Genomic DNA, 18,601 nt, shown 5'->3' with positions numbered 1-18,601 from the left:
CGCGGGGCGCGGGCTGCGTTACCTCCCCACCCTGCCCGTGCCGGGTTAGCACAGCGGTAGTGCAGCGGTTTTGTAAACCGAAGGTCGGGGGTTCAAATCCCTCACCCGGCAGGGCATGCGACGCGGCCGAGGCCGCCCTGCCCCCTCCGTCCCCATAAAACCAGTTTTGTGGTTGTGTCGGCGATGGCCCGGCGCCAGACATGGCGCATGGACATCGAGACCGCCGCCCGTGGCCTTGCGGTGCTGGGCAACATCACCCGGCTGCGGATCGTGCGCCTGCTCGTCCGCGCCGGCGGCGAGGGGCTGCCGATCGGCGAGCTTCAATCGCGTCTCGGCGTGCCGGCCTCGACGCTCGCGTTTCATCTGCGCGGACTGGTCTCCGCCGGCCTGGTGGCCCAGCAACGCCACGGACGGATCGTCCGCTGCACGCCCCGCTACGACGCCATCGACGCGACGCTCGCGTTCGTGCGGGAACACTGCTGCGCCGGCTTTGACGATCTGCCGCAGCCGGCCGATGCCGCTTGATGGACAGGGGCGCCCCCGACGCATCACCGCCGCTGCCGGTGATTGCCTGCATGGGTGTCGGGCAGATCGTGGCGTGGGGATCGTCCTTCTACCTGCTGGCCGTGCTCGCCGGACCGATCGCCCGCGCCACGGGATGGTCGAACGGCTGGATCGTCGGCGCGCTTTCGCTCGGACTGCTGATCGCGGGCATCGGCTCGCCGCGCGTCGGGCATCTGATCGAGCGGTTCGGCGGCCGCCCGGTGCTCGCGACGAGCGCCGCGCTGCTCGCCGCCGGACTGCTGATGCAGGCGGTCGCGCCCTCGCTGCCCGTCTTCATCCTGGCGTGGTGCGTGATCGGCCTCGGCATGAGCGCGGGACTGTATGACCCGGCGTTCGCGACCCTCGGCCGGCTGTACGGCGAGCATGCGCGCGGCGCGATTACCCGGCTCACCTTGTTCGGTGGCTTCGCCAGCACCGTGTGCTGGCCGCTCAGCGCGCTGTTCGTCGCGCATCTCGGCTGGCGCGGCGCCTGCCTCGCCTTTGCCGCCATCAATCTTGTCGTGGTGTTGCCGCTCTACTGGTTCGGCGTCCCGCGGGAGGCCCATCGCCCGCCGCCGCCCCGCCACGCGGCGCACGCGGCGGGACGACGGCTGAGCGCGGAGGACCGCTACGCGCTCGCACTGATCGCGGTCAACTTCACGCTTGCGGCGGTGATCATGACGGTGGTCGCCGTGCACGTGTTGACGCTGATGCAGGCGCGCGGGCTGACTCTGGATGCGGCGGTCGGTCTCGGCGCGCTCATCGGCCCGGCGCAGGTCGGCGCCCGCGTCCTGGAGGCGGTGTTCGGCCGGCGCTTTCATCCGGTCTGGAGCTTCCTGATCTCCGGCCTGCTGGTCACCGGCGGGCTGTGCATGCTGCTCGGTCCCGCCGGCGTCATCGGCGCCGGGCTGGTGCTGTACGGCAGCGGCAGCGGCATACGCTCTATCGTCCGCGGCACGTTGCCGCTCGCGCTGTTCGGCCGCGAGGGATATGCGGTGCTGATCGGCTGGCTGGCGATGCCGAGCCTGGTGGCGCAGGCCGCGTCGCCCTCGGTGGGCAGCCTGCTGATCGCGCATCTGGGCAGCCAGGGCACCATCGCGGTACTGATCGCCGCCGCCGTGGTCAACGCGCTTCTCGTTCTGCCGCTGCTGCCGCTGGTCCGCAGGCGACCGGCGCACGCCTGACGCTGCGCGGTGCGGGCGCGCGTGCCCTCGCCGGACGCGCGTCCTCTGTCCGGAACCGTTGCGTCGTGTCTATGCTGCATGGCGCGCCGCCGCGCGGCCGGGGATGGCCGGCGGCGCCGCTGATTGCCGGATGGAAACGTCTCGTCGAAGGGATCGCGCGATGGCAGGTCACATGGTCTCGGGCGGGCGATCGCGCATCCTCGGCGCGCTTCTGGCGGTCGCCGTGGCGGCCGGCGTGCCGCGCGGGACGGCGGCGCAGTCGCTCAAGCCGGACGAGGTGCTGAGCTCGATCGGCGTGCGCATGATCGCTCCCCCCGATCCGGTGCGCGGCGCCGACGGGCGCATCCACCTCGCCTACGAACTGATCGCGGGCAACACGACGTCGCTGTTCATCCGCCTCGACCGGGTGGAAGCCGTCGATCGGCAGGGCCGCGTCCTCGGCGCGCTCGCCGGCGATGCGCTCGCCGCGATGGTGACGATGCACGGCGGCAGCGGCGCGACGATCGCGCCCGGCGGCTCGGCGATCGTGTTCATGGACACGTCGTTCGCCGCCGGCACGCCCCTGCCAGCGGAGATCGCCGCGCGGATCACGATCACGCGGCAACTCGTGGGCCCGGATGGCAAGCCCGCGCCGTTCCCCGCCACGCAGCCCTTGCCCGCCACCGTGCGTTTCACCGCGCCGTTCGTCGCGGTCGGGACGAAGCCGGCGGTCGTCATCGACCCGCCGCTGCACGGCGCGCGCTGGATCGTGGCGAACGGGTGCTGCGACACGCTGACCTCGCATCGCGGGGCGGTGATGGCGGTCAACGGGGTGCAGCGCACGCCGGAGCGCTTCGCGATCGACCTGTTGCAGCTTCGTCCCGACGGGCGGTTGTACACGGGCGACCGGAACAGGCTGGAAAGCTATCCGTATTTCGGCGTGCCCGTGTATGCGGTCGCGGACGGCACGGTCGTCAACCTGTACGACAAGGCCGTGGAGCAGGTGCCCGGCCGCCCGGCGACCGGCATCACGCCCGAGAATATCGGCGGCGACATGCTGGTAATCGACATCGGCGGCGGCAATTTCGCTTTTTTCGCCCACCTCAAGCCCGGCAGCCTGCGTGTCCGGCTGGGTGATCGCGTGACGCGCGGACAGGTGATCGCGTCGCTCGGCAACACGGGCAACACCGACGCGCCGCATCTGCATTTCCACGTCATGGATGGGACGTCGCCGCTCGACGCCAACGGCAAGCCGTATGTGTTCCGGCAGTTCGCGGGCCGGGGCATCCTGGACGACGACAGCGCCGAGGGGATGTTCGTGGCCGGCAAGCCGGGCGTCATCAAGCCGGGCGTGATGGCCGGGCCGCACCGCGACGAACTGCCGCTCAACGGCGAGGTCGTCGACTTCGGCCAGTAGCCCGCGCCGCCGTCCGGCGTCCCCCATCGGGACGGGCGTGGGGCGCCCGCGTCAGCCGACGTGGCGGAACAGCCGCCCGCCGAGGCGGAACCAGGCGACCGATCCATCGGGATCGCGCAGGAAGTTGGCGCGCAGTCCGTTGTCCTCGTCGACCACGTAATCGCGCTTGTAGAACTTCAGCATAATCAGCGGCGCGCCGCTGCCGACCCGGTCCATGGTCAGCGCGCCGTCCTTGGCCCGCATCTGGAGCTTGAGCGTCGCGGGCGGTCCGGTGAAGCCGATCTGCTCCGCGGTATAGGCGCCTTCATACGGCGCAAGTTCGCCCGCGCCGAGCGTCTGCGGCACCGCCGGCAGGTTGCGGACCCGCGCGAAGCGACGCAGCGCCCAGTCATCGATGAACAGACGGGCCAGCAGGTCGGGCCCGCTGTCGGAATTGGTCAGCAGCGTGATGCCGAACCGCCGCTCCGGCACCATCATGAAGCCGGAGTGATAGCCCGGCAGATCGCCCCCGTGCTGCACGACGGTGATCCCCTCCGCCGTCGGGCGGAGCATCCATGAGACGCCCCACCCGATCAGTTCGACGAACAGGGTGCCGCCCGGGCCGGGATTCGACCACATGGTGTGCAGGGTCGCCGGACTCAGGACACGGCGGCCGTCGTCAGCGCGTCCGTGACGGAGCAGGAAGCGCATATAGGCAAGCTGGTCCCGCGCGGTCGAGATGATGCCGCCGAACGGGTTGTTGCTGCGCGGCAGGTAGAAATTGTCCGGCGCCGGCACCGACTTGCCGTCGACGTAGTCGTGCGGCAACGCGATGTTGCCGCCGGCGGGCAGCGTCTCCGAAAACAGGCTGCGCGACAGGCCGAGCGGCTGGAGCAGGAATTGCCCGACCGCTGACTCATAGGTCGCCCCGGTCACGCTCTCGACGATGCGCCCGGAGACGGACAGGGCCGCGTTGTTATAGGCATAGATCGTGCCGACCGGCGTCAGCTGCGGCAGCTTGCGGACGTCATCGACATAGCGCGCCAGCGCGCCGTCATCCGACCCGGTGTCGTGATAGTCGTAGCCGAGCCATCCGGCCGAGTGGTTGAGCACCATGCGGACGGTGACGCTCTGCGCGCCCGGCGGCGCCACGAAGCCGTCGATGTAGTGATCGACCCGACGTTCGAGCGACACCCGGCCGGCCTCGACCAAGCGCATGACCGACGCGCCGGTGAAGGTCTTGCTCGTGGACGCGATACGGAAGCGCGTGTCGGGGTCGACCGGCGTGCCGCCATCGGCGCTGGTGACCCCATAGCCGCGCAGATATTGACGTCCCCGGTAGAATACGCCCACCGCTGCGCCGGGGATCGCGAACTCCTGCATCCCGGTGATGATGCGCGTATCGAGGTCGGCGAACAGCCGGTCGGCATCGTCGTCATCCGCCGCGTCGGCGGCCCGCGCCACAAACGGCGCGGACAGCATGCCGGTCGCCGTGGCGCCCGCCAGCAAGGCGCGGCGTGTCGCGGTCAGTCGCAGCACCATCGTCGTCATCCCCCCTTTGCCATCCGGCAGCCGTGACGAAGCGCCCGCCCATCCGGGACAGGCGCGCACAGTCCGGCCACAGGGCGGCGGAGGCATGACAGTCGCAGACAGCTCATCCCGCCGTCCCGAACGGGTGCCGATGAGTGGCGCCGTCGCGGCGAGATTGGACCGAGGTTTCGCCGAGAGCCTGCGCGACGGCGGCCCCGCGGCGGGCCGCTAGTCCGGAACGCCGGCCAGACGCAGCCCGTCCACGAAGCGCCGCCGCGTGACCGGGTCGCGCATCGAGGCATGATCGGCCGCGGCGGCGAGCGTGTACCCCGGCGCCAGGGACAGCAGCGTGCGGGCGGCCTCGGCCGCCTCCTCCACGCGGCCGGCGTGGGCGAGGCTCGTCGCCAGAAGGCGCAGCGCCACCAGATAAGTCGGCCCCTCACTGAGCGCGCGCCGCGCGGCGTGGACGGCCTGTTCGTAGCGCCCGGCGACGAAATGGGCGTAGCTCGCCGCGCTGTTGAAGATGAAGGTCAGCGGATCGGCGGGGCTGAGCTGCTTCGCCCGTTCGATCAGCGCGAGGGCTGCCTCCGCCTCGCCGACATAGGCCCGCATCCAGCCGCAGGCGAGCAGGATCTGCGCCGCGTTCGGCGCCAGCAGAAGCGCCCGCTGCGCCGCGGCGAGCGCGGCGTCGTAATCCCGGCCCAGATAGGCGAGCGCGTGTGCCGCGTTGGCGAGGGTGCTGGGCTCGTGACCGCCGACCTCCACGACCCGGCGCGCGTACCGCAACGCCTCCTCGGTGTCGCCGGGTTTCGACCAGCCCTGGGCGAAGCGGTACGTGTGCGTGATCGCCAGCGCCCCGTGGGCGACGACGTAATTGGGATCGAGGCGGATCGCCTGACGCAGGAGCGCCTGCGCCTCGTCGCTGCCCTCGCGCGAGACATAGCGCCGCGCCATCGCGCGCAGATACAGGTCATAGGCGGTCTGGCTCGCGGTCGGCCGCGCGCGGATGCGTTCCAGCTCGGCGAAACGCAGGCTCGGTTCGATGCCGCCAACCACCGCTTCAGTGACGCGGTCCTGGAAGGCGAAGATGTCGGCGAGCGTGCCGTCGAAGCGGTCGGCCCACACATGCCGCCCGGTATCGGCGGCACAAAGCTGGGCGGTGATGCGCACCTTGTCGCCCGCCTTGCGCACGCTGCCTTCGAGCACGTAGTCGGCGCCGAGCCGCCGCCCGACCTCGCGCACGTCAACCGCGTTTCCCTTGTATGTGAACGCCGAGTTGCGGGCGACGACCGAGAAGCAGCGCAGATGCGACAGCAGCGTGGTGAGGTCCTCGGTGATGCCGTCGGCGAAGTAATCCTGTTCCGGGTCGTTCGTCATGTTGACGAAGGGCTGCACCGCCAGCACCGGCGGCCCGGTGACGACGGCACCCGCGACCGGCCCGGCGTCTTCGGCGACGGCCATCGCGACAGGGGCGGCGGAGACGGGATCGGCAGCGACGGGGGGCGGCGTCACGCAATCGTCGCGCGTGACCGTCGCCGCCAGCATGTAGCCGCGTCGCGGCGTCGTGCGGATCAGCCGGCGCCCGTCGTCGCTCAATACGCGGCGCAGCTCGCCGATGCACAGCGTGATGCTGTCGTCGGTGACGAAGATGCCGGGCCAGACCGCCGCGAGCAGCTCGTCGCGCGAGACCAGCCGGCCGGCGTTCTCCACGAGATGACGCAGCAGGAAGAACGTCTTCGGCCGCACGTGCAGTTCCGTCCCGTGCGGGTCGATCAGTACGCCGACCAGCAGGTCGAGCGTGAATCCCTCGAACCGGTAGACCGCCGGCCTGACCGGGGATGGGGCTGCGACCATTGCCATGACCTTCTGCTCCGCCCCATACCATTCCGCTTTGGCGATTGTGAACCCGCCGCCACGGCCAAGGCGCGGGTCCGGATGGCCGCGCGCCGGCGGGCCCATGGGCCCGATGCCGGGGACGGCCGGCGAGAAGGAGGCACCGACATGGCGATGGCGATTCCAACCCTGCGTTCGATCCGGGCCCGTGCGGTCGATGTCCCGATGGCGCGCCCCCTGGGCACCAGCGCGCAGACGATGCGCACGGCGCCGATCCTGCTGATCGACCTGCACTGCGAGGACGACATCGTCGGGCGTGCCTATCTGTTCTGCTACGCGCGGATGGCGCCGCGCCTGATCGCGACCGTGCTGGACGACATTGCCGAGGCGCTGTGCGGCGAGCGCATCGCGCCCGTGGATTTCGCGCAGCGTCTGCTTCAGCGCTACCGGCTGCTGGGCGCACAGGGCGTCGTGCGCATGGCGCTGGCGGGGTTCGACGTGGCGTGCTGGGACGCGCTGTCACAGGCCGCCGGGATGCCGCTCGCGGACTTTATCGGATCACGGACGCGGCCCATCCCGGCCTACAACAGCAACGGGCTCGGCCTGATGCCGCCGGAGCAGGCCGCCGACGAGGCCGAGGCGCTGCTCGAAGGCGGGTTCCGGGCGGTCAAGCTGCGGCTCGGCCGGCCGACCGCGGAGGCGGATCTGGCGGTGGTGCGGGCCGTGCGCCGCCGGCTGCCGGACGCGGTCGCTCTCATGGCCGACTACAACCAGGCGCTGACGGTGACGGAGGCGATCCGGCGTGGCCGGGCGCTGGATGGCGAGGGGCTTTCCTGGATCGAGGAGCCGGTCCGCCACGACGACTACGCCGGCTGCGCCAGGATCGCCGACGCCCTGGCGACGCCGGTGCAGATCGGGGAGAACTTCGCCGGGGCGACGGCCATGGCGACGGCGCTCGCGGCCGGCGCGTGCGACTACGTCATGCCCGATCTGGAACGGATCGGCGGCGTGACAGGCTGGCAGCGGGCCGCCGCCCTCGCGGCCGCGGCGGGGATCGAGATGTCGTCGCACATCTTCCCCGAGGTAAGCGCCCATCTGCTGGCCGCGACGCCCACCTGTCACTGGCTGGAATATGTCGACTGGGCGGCACCGATCCTGGCGGAGCCGATGCGTATCGTGGACGGGATGGCGGTGGTGTCCGACAGGCCGGGCACCGGGATCGCGTGGAACGAGGACGCCGTCGCGCGCTATCTCATCGCATAGGGCTTCCCGTCGCGCCCGACGCGGTCTAACGGCGGTGGGTCGCCGCCGGCCACGGGCTGCGGCGATTGAAGCAGCGGACGGGGCCGGTAGCGGAACGGCCGCCACGGCCCGACACGCGGGGCGCGTTACATCAGCCCGCGCCGTCACCATCGCGCGCGACTGCGCGCAATCCCCCGCCTTCACGCGTGTGTATGGTCATTGAACATCGTCATTGATAGTATTATGCGGTATTATGCTTCGTCTCAAATGACGGATTCATGCCCGTTTCTTGGCTCCAGCGGCGTGCTGCTCAGTAAAAACCGTTTTACCCCGCCCTGCAGACACGCAAATTCGTTGCCGGCCAGAGTCGTTTCGGGTGTTATATGCGAGACGGCGCCGGCCCGATGGCCACGCGGTCATCGTTGAACTGTGCAGGCATGTCCCATACGCGGCGCGGGCACGCCCACGACTCGCATATCGCCGCGATCGGATGAGGGACGGGCAATGACCGATTACGCCTGGTTTCCGGTCAGCGGCGACGGCGAGAGCCAGGCGACGGCCTTCACCTGGAATGTCGGCACTTATTCGTTCGCGACGGGCAGCTACTGGGCCAACGTCGATGCGGTGCCGCCCTATCCGATTGTCACCGGTACGGTGCCCGGCGCGGTCAGCGGCGGCGTACCGCAAGACAGCATCTACCTGTTCGCCGGTTCCGCCCCCGGCGCGCTTGTCAATCAGTTCTATACACCCAATCCGTCGAAGGGCGATCCATACCTGGCGGCATCGCCGGACGGCAATTACGAGCTGCCGACCACCGTGCTGCTCAACACGGGCAGCGTCGAGGTCAACACGCTGGGCATGGCGTCGCTCAACGTCGGCGCCGGCTCCGATCAGCCGGTGCTGGAGGTGGAGGGCGCGACCCTGCACGTCGCCGGCAATCTCGTCGGCAACTATCCGACCGTCGATTACCCCGCCGGCGTCGGCTATCTGGTCGAACAGGTGCAGGCCTACGCGCCGCTCATCGAGTTGCTCGGCTATTCGGTCAACTTCGGCGCCGGCGGCACGGTCGACATCGGCGGCGGCGGCGTGGTCGAGATCGGCGGCACCATCCAGCCGGGCTTCACCTTCGCCTTCGGCAGCGGCAGCGGCAACACGCTGCGGCTCGACGGCGTGACGACGGCGGCGGCGACCGGCGGCACGCTCGCCGTCGGCGGCAATGTCACGGGTTTCGGCACCGGGGATGCGATCGACCTGCCAAACATCGCGCCCGGCATCGTCAACTCCGTCAGCTACGACGCCGCGACCGGCGTGCTCGACATCAACGTCGGCGATCCGATCGACATCCAGCTGAACGTCACCGGCCCCGGGCTGACCGCGAACAGCCTGCACGCGGTCAGCGACGGCACGGGCGGGATCGACCTCGTCACCTGCTTTGCCGAGGGCACGCGCATCGCGACGCCGCGCGGCGCGGTCGCGGTGGAGGCCCTGCGTGCTGGCGACGTGGTGACGACCGTGCTGTCGGGCCCGCGCCGGGTGATCTGGATCGGCCGGCGCGCGGTCGATCTGCGCCGCCATCGCGATCCCGCCCGCGTATGCCCGGTGCGCGTCGCGGCCGGCGCCTTCGGCCCGGGCCTGCCCTGCCGCGACCTGGTGATCTCGCCCGATCACGCGCTCTATCTCGACGGCGCGCTGATCCCCGTTCGCCTGCTGGTGAACGGGACCAGCATCGCGCCGGCGCCGGTCGACGCGGTCACGTATTATCATGTGGAACTGGACCACCACGACGTGCTGCTGGCGGAAGGGCTGGCGGCGGAGTGCTATCTCGACACCGGCAATCGCGCCTCGTTCGGCAACGGCGGTCGCGCGGTGACGCTGCATCCCGACTTCAACGCCCGCGTCTGGGAAGCCGAGGGCTGCGCGCCGCTCGTCCTCGCCGGCCCACGCCTCGCGGCGGCCCGAGCAGCGATCCGCGCGCCGGTGCAGGCCGCCGCCATCACCCACCACGCCGCCTGAAACACCGGACAACCGGCCCCGGCGGCCGGAGTCCGGCGCGGCCGCGGCAGCCGCGACCGAGCATGAAGGCGCAAGGGCCTGGGTTCGGTGTTGGCGGAGGGAGTGTCCGCCTAACCTACGTCCTACCCGATCCGCACGCATCCGCAGCACCCCCTGATAGTGCCGATTATCCGGGCCTTTCCATCCGTCATCGTCCGGGCTTGTAGTCCGCTGTCCGCGCATTTAGTGTAGGACACGATGTAGTACAGACGGTGAGGCAGGGCGCGATGGGCAAGCTGAACGCGGCGAAGGTGAAGGCTCTGACCGCCCCCGGCACCTATGGCGACGGCGGCGGCCTTTACCTGCACGTGAAGGACGCGGCGCGGCGGTCATGGCTGTTCCGCTACCGCTCCCCGGCCGGCAAGCATCGTTGGATGGGCCTTGGCACCCTCCGCGACGTTCCCTTGGCTGATGCCCGGCAGGCGGCGGTGGCGGCCCGTGCGATCGTCCGGCAGGGCGGTGACCCGATCGAGCAGCGGGACGCGCGCCGGGCCGAAGCGATTCACCAAGCCGGACGCAACACCTTTCAAGCGATTGCGGAGGCTTACATCGCCGCCCATGCGCCCGCGTGGCGGAACGCCAAGCACGCGGCGCAATGGACCTCGACCCTGACGACCTATGCCTATCCGGTCATCGGCAGGATGCCGGTCGGCGCGATCGGTACCGCCGAGGTCACCGCCGTCCTGGACCCGATCTGGACCACGAAGCCCGAAACCGCGTCCCGTGTGCGCGGCCGGATCGAGGCCGTTCTCGACTACGCGACGGCGCGCGGCCTCCGCACGGGCGACAACCCAGCCCGCTGGCGCGGGCATCTCGCCAACCTGCTGCCGGCGCGCGGCAAGGTCGCCCGTGTGGAGCATCACGCCGCGCTGCCCTGGCGTCAGATAGGCAGCTTCATGGCCATGCTCGCCGCCCAGGAAGGCGTGGCCGCCTTGGCGCTGCGGTTCCTGATCCTCACGGCGGCACGAACGGGCGAGGCGATCGGCGCGCGCTGGGGCGAGATCGACACCGCACAGAAGGTCTGGACGGTGCCCGGCACCCGGATGAAGGCGGGGCGCGAGCATCGTGTGCCGTTGTCTGACCCGGCCCTTGCCATTCTTCGCCAGCTTGCGGCCACGGGGACGGCCCCTGGCGCCTTTATCTTTCCCGGTCAGCGGACAGGGCACCCGCTCTCGAATATGGCGCTCACGGCCCTCCTACGCCGCATGAAGCGCGGCGAGATCACGGTGCACGGGTTCCGCTCCTCCTTCCGCGACTGGTGCGCCGAGGCGACGAACACCCCGCGTGAGCTGGCCGAGGCGGCGTTGGCGCACACCCTGCGCGACAAGGTGGAAGCCGCATATCAGCGTGGTGATTTCCTCGACCGCCGCCGTCACCTGATGGCTGACTGGGCTGAGTGGTGCAGTAGGCCGGCGCGGGAAGACAACGTGGTGGCGATCAAGAGCGCGGCGGTGGGGTGAGGGGACAGACGATGGCCGACGAAGGTTTTGAGTGGTGGGATACTAGAGCGGCTAACTTACAAGCATCGGTGCGGTGGGCGGAATACCAACGGGGCTTCAGCGACTTTTCAGATGCACACGTCCGACAGTCCATAGTCCATTCAAGGGAAGATATAATCTTAATCGTATCTTACATGAGTTCCATGAACCGGCAGCTTGCCTTTCTGGTTCTCGGCGTATTCGGCAACCTAACGTGTCTCTTAATCCTGATATGGGCAAAATATAGTCACTTCTGGTGACTTCCCCGGATGTGGCCGGCTCGAAGTTTTGGCCCCAACGAAAAGGGCCGCCCCTTGCGAGACGGCCCTCCCGTTCGAGTTAGTGCCCCGCTCAGTGGTGCGTGTTACCCGTCACCGGCCGCTCCCCGGCTCTGAGGGCTTCGGCGGCTCCCCCTTGTCGCGGGGCGTCGGTATCGGCGGGATGCGGAAGGTGCGGGGCATCACGCGGCCTCCCTGTTCACCGCATAGGCGAGGTGGACGGCCAACCGGCAGAAGATGCTGGCCGCCTCACCATCCGTAGCGATCGACCGCACCGCCAGCCGGACGACCCGCGCAAGGGCCGCCCGTTCCGCGTCCGTCGCCGGGATGCGGCACCACTTAACGTCGTCCTTAGTCATCCGGAAAGTGTTTGACGCGGCGTGGCCGTGACCTCCTATAGTATCCGCGAGGCCGCAGGTCGCGGCGGCGAGTCGCCATGGAGCGTGCTCGTCACGTGCGTATTTCAGGTCTGGGTTTGCCCGCGTCGGATGTGCCGCAGCCAGTTGCCGCTGACAACGATCGTTTGTCGGCGCTGATTAGGTGCGCCCATGCCCTCCCCGACCAATCCTGTTCCCTCTCCCCGTTTCGCGCGGCTCCTCGATGTGGTCCGCACCTATCCGCTCAGCCGGACACAGGCTTACGAGCTGGCCGGCGCGGGGCGTCTGCGCCTTGTGAAGCTCGCAGGCAGGACGCTTGTCGATCTCGATAGTTTGGATTCGCTGCTGGCCGCGCTGCCCCCGGCAAAGCTCCGCGCGCCGCGCGCCGCCGCCCGTCAGGATTCCATAGCGCGATAAACCCCCGGCCGTGGCGGGCCGGGGGCGTGGTGTGGCGTGAGTGTCAGGCGGAGGAGGAACCCCCCTGATATATCACCGCGCCAGTCTCAAGGCAACCGCTTGGCCGGGCATCGTGGAGATAAACGATGCCTATTCACAACCGTCATCAGCACCGCGCGCAGGCCGCCCAAGCCCGCATCGGCTGCACGCCCGACGACCTTGCTCGCGCCGTCGCCGTCGCCGAACAGGCCGGACAACCCGGCCTCGCTGAACTGCTGCGCGCGGTGCGGCAGGGCAAGATACAACTCACGCATGTCCCGCACCGAGACGCCGAGGTAACGGCCCGCGACCTGCCGCAGACGGGCGCGGCGGTGGTGCTGGTGGGCGATGACGATTACAGCAGCACAGGCCCGGCCGGATGGCGGTGCGCCGCGACGATCGCCGCGTGGGCCGAGGCTGCCGTAGTGCATGCGGCCGGCGCGACAGCAGAGACCTACGCCGAAGCTGTCCACGCCGCGCGGCTTCTGGGCCGTTGTGTATTGATCGAAACGGATGCGGCGCACGCGCGGGAATGGGCCGAGCGGTTCCCGTTGAAGCCGACGCTGGTCATCGTCCCGCGCGACGGGGAGCATCCCACGCGGCCGGCGGCGGAGGTGGTGCAGTGAGCGCCGCATCCGACCTCGCCCAGCGCCTGGACCTCGCGAAGCACACCCGGTCTTGGCGGGGCACGTGCCCGGCCTGTGATTATCCGCGCGCCTTCACGTTGAAGGCCAGCCGCGATGGCCGCCCCGTGACGTTCTGCGCCAATGGCTGCGACGCCGCGACGATCGCCGACACGCTCGCCCGGATCACCGGCACTACAACACGCACTGAAACCCCGAAGCCGGACGACATCGCCGCCGCACGGTTGCGCAAACAGCAGGCCGCGCTCCGCCTTTGGGCCGGCTCTGCACCGGCGCTCGGCACGCTCGTCGCGGTTTACCTGCGGCGTCGCTGCATAAGTGAAATCACCCCCTCCGCCTCGATCCGGTTCCGGGCCGACACGCCGCACCCCGAACGCGGCCGGCATCCCGCGATGATCGCGCTGGTGCAGGACGTGACCGGCGCGGCTGTCGCGGTGCATCGCACCTATCTCGACCGCACCGGCGCCAAGGCTGCGATCGAGCCGCCGAAGGCATCACTCGGCCCTGTATGGGGCGGCGCAATCCGCCTGGACGCGCTCCACCCTGACCTGCCGCTGGTGCTCGGTGAAGGCATTGAGTCAGCCGCCTCCGCCGGCCTCCTGACGGGCTGGCCGGCATGGGCTGCCCTGTCGGCCGGCAACTTGGCACGCGGCCTCCTGCTGCCCCCGGAAGCCCGCCACGTCGCCATTGCGGTGGACCCTGACCCTGCCGGCGAGCAAGCGGGCCGCACCGCCGCGCTGCGGTTCATGGCTGAAGGCAGGCGGGTGCAGCTTCTGCGCCCGCGCGCTGCCGGCGACTTCAACGACCTGCTGATGGCCGAGGGCCGCACCGATGGCTGATGCGCCCTTTACCGTTGAAGAGGCCGACATCCGTTCGGCGGAGTTCAGCGACGACGCGATTGCCCTGCAATTCAGCGCCGCCTTCGATGGACAACTTCTCTACGTTCCCGCTTGGTCGGCGTGGCTTCGCTGGGACGGCTGCCGCTGGCGGCCGGACGACACGCTACGAGTCTTCGACCTTATCCGCCGTCAGTGTCGTATCGCCGCCGCCGCTGCCGTCGTCGCGCACCCGAAGAACGGCGATGCGATGGCACGCTCGATCACCAGCGCCAGCACCGTCTCGGCGGTCGAACGGCTCGCCCGCTCCGACGTACGCCACGCTCGCCGGGCCGAGGACTTCGACGCTGATCCGTGGGCCTTGAATACCCCCGCCGGGGTTGTGGACCTCCGCACGGGCAAGATGCGCCCACACCGGCGCGGCGACCTGTTCACGAAGGTAACGGCCGTGGCGCCCGGCGGCGATTGCCCCCGGTGGCTTCAGTTCCTCCGGGAGATTACGCAGGACGATCAGGAAGCTATCGACTATCTGCAACGGTTCATCGGATACACGCTCACGGGCAGCATCGAGGAACACGTCTTTCTCTTTCTGTTCGGCCCCGGCGCCAACGGCAAATCCGTGCTCGTCGGCACCGTCGCCGCCGCGTTGGGCGACTACGCGACCACGGCGATGCAGGACGTTTTCACAGTCGGCCGCAGCGACCAGCATCCTACCCACCTCGCCAGCCTGCGCGGCGCCCGCATGGTATGCGTCACAGAGACAGAGGAAGGCCGCGCTTGGGCAGAGTCCCGCATCAAGTCCCTGACCGGGGGCGACCGTATCAGCGCCCGCGTCATGCGCGGCGATCCGTTTGAGTTCAACCCAGTGCTCAAGCTGTGGATCGCCGGCAATCATCGCCCGACGCTTAACAATCCCGACCCGGCCATGCGCCGCCGGCTGCGCCTGATGCCACTGACCTATGTGCCCGCCGTGCCCGACACGAAGCTGCCGGAGAAGCTGCGGGACGAGCTGCCCGGTATCCTCGCTTGGGCGATCGAGGGCGCCCTCATGTGGCAGCGGGAAGGCCTCGGCCAACCCGAGGTGGTCCGCGATGCGACCGCTGAATACTTCGCCGCCCAGGACAGTCTCGCAACCTGGCTGGGCGAGCGGTGTGAGCGTAAGGCCGGCGCCGAGATGTCGTCCCGGGCGGCGTTCGAGGACTGGCGGAAATGGTGCACCAGCCGGGGTGAGGAAGCTGGAACGGAAAAGCGGTTCGCTGAAAGCCTTGAACACCATGCCGCGAAGAAGCGGAAAAAAGCCGGCGTGATGTTCCTCGGTGTGAGGCTGCTGCCAAACGAAAGCGGCGTGTGGTGAAGGCCCAGACCGTGCCGGGTGTAGGGTGGTGTATGGTTTCTCGATAACCCCGTCACGCGCGCACGCGCACCCGCGCGTATAACGGGTGAAATGTAGAACCCTACACCACCCTACACCCTCGTTCCGAATAGAGAACGGTATCGCCCATGACTGACACCCCCGCCCCCGCCGCCCGCTCCGCCTCGGCTACCCGCATGGCTCGGACGCGGCTCCGCCGGCAACGCGATCTGATGCTCGTTCCACTGGAACTGTATCCGCATGAACGGCGGGCGGTGCTACGGGCGGCTGGGATGGACGCGGGGCAGGCTGATGACCGGCGCGCGGTTCAGGTGGCGGTGCAGAAGTGGCTGGAAAAATGTTTCCTCAGCCGCCCGGCGCAGTATGATCCAACCGTGCGCGCGCGCCCGGGCAGGCCGGCAACGTGACGCGCAACGGAACGCAGCGGGCGAGTTGCCGCTTGCTGCCCCTCGCCGCCCGGCAGGTTCCGCGCAGGCCATTCCCACACCCCCCGAAGCATCCGTCCGGTGAAGCGCGCGACCCGTAATGTATGACCTAATGTAGGACAGCCGCCCAGCCATCGCCCAAATCTGAATGAAATCAGTGTGTTGGCGTGCCATTGTGGCGGAGGGAGTGGGATTCGAACCCACGGTACGCTTTCACGCACACACGCTTTCCAAGCGTGCGCCTTAAGCCGCTCGGCCATCCCTCCGGCGGGGCGGCGGCAAAATAGCAGCCGGGTCGGCCGGGGCAACCCGGGGGCCGGCAAGGGTGGGCGGGTTTTTGCGCGGCCGGGCTGTCAGACGGTCGGGCCGGCCGGGGGCGGCGGCGGCGGGCGGCAGGCGTCCGGGCGGGGGACGGGCGGCAGGCCGGGATGGAGGCGGAAGCGGGTGCAGCCCGGCCCGTCCACCGTGCCCGACAGCACCCCTGACGCGACCTGCCCGGCCAGATCGACGCCGACATAACCGAACGGCCGCACCAGCCACTCACCGGCATGCAGCATCAGCCGATGCCGCGCCGCGTCCCACGTCCCCTGCATGTCGAAACAGCCGGACGGCACGCCCGGGTTGCGCGGGTCGGCGTAGAAGAAGAACACGCCGCGCACGCTGCCGTCCGGCGCGTCGTCGAGATGCAGGGCGAGCCCGGTCGGCCCTTGCGCGCAGTCATAGGTGCCGACCCAGTCCCCCGTCGGCGCCGGCGCGGCAGCGACGAGTGCCAGCAGCGCGAGGCACGCGGCGGCGCGTCTCATGCGTCCATCTTCAGCGCGGCGAGGAAGGCGGATTGCGGTATCTCGACCCTGCCGAACTGGCGCATGCGCTTCTTGCCTTCCTTCTGCTTCTCCAGCAGCTTCCGCTTGCGGCTGATGTCGCCGCCGTAGCATTTCGCCGTCACGTCCTTCGACAGCGCGCCGATCGTCTCGCGCGCGATCACCCGACCGCCGATCGCCGCCTGGATCGCGATCTTGAACAGCTGGCGCGGAATCAGATCCTTCAGCTTGGCGCAGATCGCCCGGCCGCGATTGTCGGCAGCGGCGCGATGGGCGATGAAACTGAGCGCATCGACCGGCTCGTGGTTGACAAGGATGGAGATGCGCACAAGGTCGCCGTCCGCGTAGCCGTCCATCGTGTAATCAAAGCTGGCATAGCCACGACTGACGGATTTCAGACGGTCGTAGAAATCGAACACCACCTCGTTCAGCGGCAGGCGATAGACGGCCATCGCGCGGTTGCCGACATAGGTCAGGTCGACCTGCTGTCCGCGCCGCTCGCTGCACAGGGTCAGCACGCTGCCGAGATAGTCGTCCGGCACCAGGATCGTCGCCTTGATCCACGGCTCCTCGATGCGGTCGATCACGCTGCCGTCCGGCATGTCGGCCGGGTTGTGCAGCTCCATCATCTCGCCGTTGGTCTTGTGCAGCCGATAGACGACCGAGGGCGCGGTCGCGATGAGGTCGAGGTCGAACTCCCGCGACAGCCGCTCCTGAATGATCTCCAGATGCAGCAGCCCGAGGAAGCCGCAGCGGAACCCGAAGCCGAGGGCGGCCGACGTCTCCGCCTCGTAATGGAAGCTCGCGTCGTTGAGCCGCAGCTTGCCGAGGCTGTCCCGCAGTTTCTCGAAATCGTCGGCATCGACCGGATACAGGCCGCACCACACCACCGGCACCGACGGCTTGAAGCCCGGCAGCGGCTCGGACGCCGGATGGCGGTCCTCGGTCAGCGTGTCGCCCACGTTGCAGTCGGCGACCGTCTTGATGGCCGCGGTGATGTAGCCCATCTCGCCGGGGCCGAGATCGTCGACCGGCGTGAGCTTCGGCGCGAACACGCCGACCTGCTCGACCGTGTGGACGGAGCCCTGCGCCATCATGCGTATCTTCTGGCCGCGCCGCAGCCGACCGTCCTTCACCCGCACCAGGATGATGACGCCCAGATAAGGGTCGTACCAGCTGTCGACCAGCAGCGCCTTCAGCGGCGCGTCCGCGTCGCCCGTGGGCGGCGGCAGGCGCGTCACCAGCGCCTCCAGCACGCCCTCGATGTTCAGGCCGGTCTTGGCGCTGATCTCCACCGCGTCGGAGGTGTCGAGGCCGATCACGTCCTCGATCTGCTGCTTGACCTTCGGCACGTCGGCGGCCGGCAGGTCGATCTTGTTCAGGACCGGGACGATCTCGTGATTGGCGTCGATCGCCTGGTAGACGTTCGCCAGTGTCTGCGCCTCGACCCCCTGCGACGCGTCGACGACCAGCAGCGAGCCCTCGCACGCAGCAAGGCTGCGGCTCACCTCATAGGCGAAATCGACGTGGCCGGGCGTGTCCATCAGGTTCAGGACATAGGTCAGCCCGTCCTTCGCCCGGTAGGACAGGCGCACGGTCTGCGCCTTGATGGTGATGCCCCGCTCGCGCTCCAGCTCCATGTTGTCGAGGACCTGGTTGGTCATCTCCCGGTCCGACAGCGCGCCGGTCGTCTGGATCAGCCGGTCGGCCAGGGTCGACTTCCCGTGGTCGATATGGGCGATGATCGAGAAGTTGCGTATCTGGGCGAGGGGTGTGTCGGTCATGGTGCATCCGGCGGCGATGGGCGGCGGCTGGCCCAGCCTTGTCGGGCAGACATATGATGGAACCGCCCCGCCTTGTCAGCCTTTGCCGCCCCGGCCGGCGCTACACGCGCAGGACCGCCCCCGTCGCCTTGCCGACCGCCGCCACGACGCGGGCGCACGCGGCCTCGATCTCGGCATCGGTCGGGGTGCGCTCCTGCGGCTGGAACGTCACCTCCACGCCGAGCGACACCTTGCCGGCGGGCAGCCGGTCGCCCTCGTAGCGGTCGAACAGCACGACCGACGCGATCAGCTTCCGCTCCGCCCCGCGCGCCGCGCGCAGCACGGCATCGGCCGGCACCGTGGCGTCCACGACGAAGGCGAAGTCGCGCCGCACCGGCTGGAACGGCGGCAGG

The 18,601-nt window shown here is 69.4% G+C and carries 16 protein-coding genes and 2 tRNA genes; 11 read left to right on the top strand and 7 right to left on the bottom strand.

The genetic code is table 11. The features are described from left to right. Positions 1-39 precede the first annotated feature (39 nt). The 4 genes from B8460_RS02955 (at position 40) to B8460_RS02940 (ending at position 3,123) form a co-directional block, all read left to right on the top strand. Positions 40-111 (top strand) — tRNA-Thr (locus tag B8460_RS02955). 96 nt (positions 112-207) lie between these two features. After that, the gene (locus B8460_RS02950) at positions 208-525 is read left to right on the top strand and encodes an ArsR/SmtB family transcription factor (protein WP_048860079.1); all 318 of its coding nucleotides are present in this window, start codon (positions 208-210) and stop codon (positions 523-525) included. Further along, the gene (locus B8460_RS02945; protein WP_048860078.1) at positions 525-1,727 is read left to right on the top strand and encodes an MFS transporter; all 1,203 of its coding nucleotides are present in this window, start codon (positions 525-527) and stop codon (positions 1,725-1,727) included. Before B8460_RS02950 ends, B8460_RS02945 begins: the two co-directional genes overlap by 1 nt. A gap of 160 nt (positions 1,728-1,887) precedes the next feature. Further along, entirely contained in the window at positions 1,888-3,123 is a 1,236-nt protein-coding gene (locus tag B8460_RS02940) for a M23 family metallopeptidase (protein WP_158322679.1), read from the top strand. 51 nt (positions 3,124-3,174) lie between these two features. On the opposite strand, the gene B8460_RS02935 is transcribed toward B8460_RS02940, so the two are convergent. Together B8460_RS02935 and B8460_RS02930 are read right to left on the bottom strand one after the other, a co-directional pair. Further along, positions 3,175-4,644 (bottom strand): serine hydrolase domain-containing protein, encoded by a 1,470-nt coding sequence (locus B8460_RS02935; RefSeq protein WP_148360278.1) that lies wholly within the window; start codon positions 4,642-4,644, stop codon positions 3,175-3,177. Between the two features lie 216 nt (positions 4,645-4,860). Continuing rightward, positions 4,861-6,492 carry a winged helix-turn-helix domain-containing tetratricopeptide repeat protein gene (locus tag B8460_RS02930; protein WP_158322677.1) on the bottom strand — a complete coding sequence of 544 codons (1,632 nt, stop codon included), beginning with the start codon at positions 6,490-6,492 and terminating at the stop codon, positions 4,861-4,863. A gap of 75 nt (positions 6,493-6,567) precedes the next feature. On the opposite strand from B8460_RS02930, the gene B8460_RS02925 reads away from it, so the two are divergent. The 3 genes from B8460_RS02925 (at position 6,568) to B8460_RS02915 (ending at position 11,219) form a co-directional block, all read left to right on the top strand. Beyond that, positions 6,568-7,728, top strand: a complete 1,161-nt coding sequence (locus B8460_RS02925) for an enolase C-terminal domain-like protein (RefSeq protein ID WP_307188614.1) — start codon at positions 6,568-6,570, stop codon at positions 7,726-7,728. A gap of 483 nt (positions 7,729-8,211) precedes the next feature. Next, the gene (locus B8460_RS02920; protein ID WP_052945111.1) at positions 8,212-9,720 is read left to right on the top strand and encodes a Hint domain-containing protein; all 1,509 of its coding nucleotides are present in this window, start codon (positions 8,212-8,214) and stop codon (positions 9,718-9,720) included. 266 nt (positions 9,721-9,986) lie between these two features. After that, positions 9,987-11,219 carry a tyrosine-type recombinase/integrase gene (locus B8460_RS02915; RefSeq protein WP_048860074.1) on the top strand — a complete coding sequence of 411 codons (1,233 nt, stop codon included), beginning with the start codon at positions 9,987-9,989 and terminating at the stop codon, positions 11,217-11,219. A 478-nt stretch (positions 11,220-11,697) separates the two neighbouring features. Here the strand turns inward: B8460_RS02915 and B8460_RS21570 are convergent, their stop codons facing one another. Next, positions 11,698-11,874: a hypothetical protein gene (locus tag B8460_RS21570; RefSeq protein WP_158322675.1), complete on the bottom strand. Its 177-nt coding sequence runs from the start codon at positions 11,872-11,874 to the stop codon at positions 11,698-11,700. Positions 11,875-12,063: 189 nt separating this feature from the next. Between B8460_RS21570 and B8460_RS20785 the strand changes: the two genes are divergently transcribed. The 4 genes from B8460_RS20785 (at position 12,064) to B8460_RS02905 (ending at position 15,161) form a co-directional block, all read left to right on the top strand. Next, positions 12,064-12,309, top strand: a complete 246-nt coding sequence (locus B8460_RS20785) for a hypothetical protein (RefSeq protein WP_148360275.1) — start codon at positions 12,064-12,066, stop codon at positions 12,307-12,309. Between the two features lie 125 nt (positions 12,310-12,434). Further along, positions 12,435-12,953, top strand: a complete 519-nt coding sequence (locus tag B8460_RS21565) for a hypothetical protein (protein ID WP_048860073.1) — start codon at positions 12,435-12,437, stop codon at positions 12,951-12,953. After that, positions 12,950-13,810: a DUF7146 domain-containing protein gene (locus tag B8460_RS02910; protein ID WP_048860072.1), complete on the top strand. Its 861-nt coding sequence runs from the start codon at positions 12,950-12,952 to the stop codon at positions 13,808-13,810. The genes B8460_RS21565 and B8460_RS02910 overlap by 4 nt, the downstream gene beginning before the upstream one ends. Then, positions 13,803-15,161 carry a phage/plasmid primase, P4 family gene (locus tag B8460_RS02905; protein ID WP_052945110.1) on the top strand — a complete coding sequence of 453 codons (1,359 nt, stop codon included), beginning with the start codon at positions 13,803-13,805 and terminating at the stop codon, positions 15,159-15,161. The genes B8460_RS02910 and B8460_RS02905 overlap by 8 nt, the downstream gene beginning before the upstream one ends. Before the next feature lie 619 nt (positions 15,162-15,780). Here the strand turns inward: B8460_RS02905 and B8460_RS02900 are convergent. From B8460_RS02900 to B8460_RS02885, 4 genes are all read right to left on the bottom strand, one after another. Then, positions 15,781-15,870: transfer RNA gene (locus B8460_RS02900), tRNA-Ser, on the bottom strand. Positions 15,871-15,957: 87 nt separating this feature from the next. Beyond that, a complete protein-coding gene (locus B8460_RS21560; protein ID WP_048860071.1) occupies positions 15,958-16,407 on the bottom strand; it encodes a hypothetical protein in 450 nt (149 codons plus the stop codon). Further along, complete coding sequence (gene lepA / locus B8460_RS02890; protein ID WP_048860070.1) at positions 16,404-18,209, bottom strand: translation elongation factor 4; 1,806 nt, start codon at positions 18,207-18,209, stop codon at positions 16,404-16,406. The genes B8460_RS21560 and lepA overlap by 4 nt, the downstream gene beginning before the upstream one ends. A 100-nt stretch (positions 18,210-18,309) precedes the next feature. Beyond that, the coding region (locus B8460_RS02885; protein ID WP_048860069.1) for a phenylalanine--tRNA ligase subunit beta-related protein at positions 18,310-18,601 on the bottom strand (292 nt) is incomplete at its 5' end.

It is taken from the genome of Acidisphaera rubrifaciens HS-AP3 (assembly GCF_000964365.1).
GTDB classification, from domain to species: Bacteria; Pseudomonadota; Alphaproteobacteria; order Acetobacterales; family Acetobacteraceae; genus Acidisphaera; species Acidisphaera rubrifaciens.
This window is presented reverse-complemented; position numbering and strand designations above follow the sequence as displayed.

Coding starts and splice junctions, on each gene's coding strand:
- B8460_RS20785 (WP_148360275.1), top strand. CDS start 12,064: ATGCCCTCCCCGACCAATCCTGTTCCCTCTCCCCGTTTCGCGCGGCTC.
- B8460_RS02945 (WP_048860078.1), top strand. CDS start 525: ATGGACAGGGGCGCCCCCGACGCATCACCGCCGCTGCCGGTGATTGCC.
- B8460_RS02935 (WP_148360278.1), bottom strand. CDS start 4,644: ATGGTGCTGCGACTGACCGCGACACGCCGCGCCTTGCTGGCGGGCGCC.
- B8460_RS21560 (WP_048860071.1), bottom strand. CDS start 16,407: ATGAGACGCGCCGCCGCGTGCCTCGCGCTGCTGGCACTCGTCGCTGCC.
- B8460_RS02905 (WP_052945110.1), top strand. CDS start 13,803: ATGGCTGATGCGCCCTTTACCGTTGAAGAGGCCGACATCCGTTCGGCG.
- B8460_RS02920 (WP_052945111.1), top strand. CDS start 8,212: ATGACCGATTACGCCTGGTTTCCGGTCAGCGGCGACGGCGAGAGCCAG.
- lepA (WP_048860070.1), bottom strand. CDS start 18,209: ATGACCGACACACCCCTCGCCCAGATACGCAACTTCTCGATCATCGCC.
- B8460_RS02940 (WP_158322679.1), top strand. CDS start 1,888: ATGGCAGGTCACATGGTCTCGGGCGGGCGATCGCGCATCCTCGGCGCG.
- B8460_RS02950 (WP_048860079.1), top strand. CDS start 208: ATGGACATCGAGACCGCCGCCCGTGGCCTTGCGGTGCTGGGCAACATC.
- B8460_RS02915 (WP_048860074.1), top strand. CDS start 9,987: ATGGGCAAGCTGAACGCGGCGAAGGTGAAGGCTCTGACCGCCCCCGGC.
- B8460_RS21570 (WP_158322675.1), bottom strand. CDS start 11,874: ATGACTAAGGACGACGTTAAGTGGTGCCGCATCCCGGCGACGGACGCG.
- B8460_RS21565 (WP_048860073.1), top strand. CDS start 12,435: ATGCCTATTCACAACCGTCATCAGCACCGCGCGCAGGCCGCCCAAGCC.
- B8460_RS02930 (WP_158322677.1), bottom strand. CDS start 6,492: ATGGCAATGGTCGCAGCCCCATCCCCGGTCAGGCCGGCGGTCTACCGG.
- B8460_RS02925 (WP_307188614.1), top strand. CDS start 6,568: ATGGCCGCGCGCCGGCGGGCCCATGGGCCCGATGCCGGGGACGGCCGG.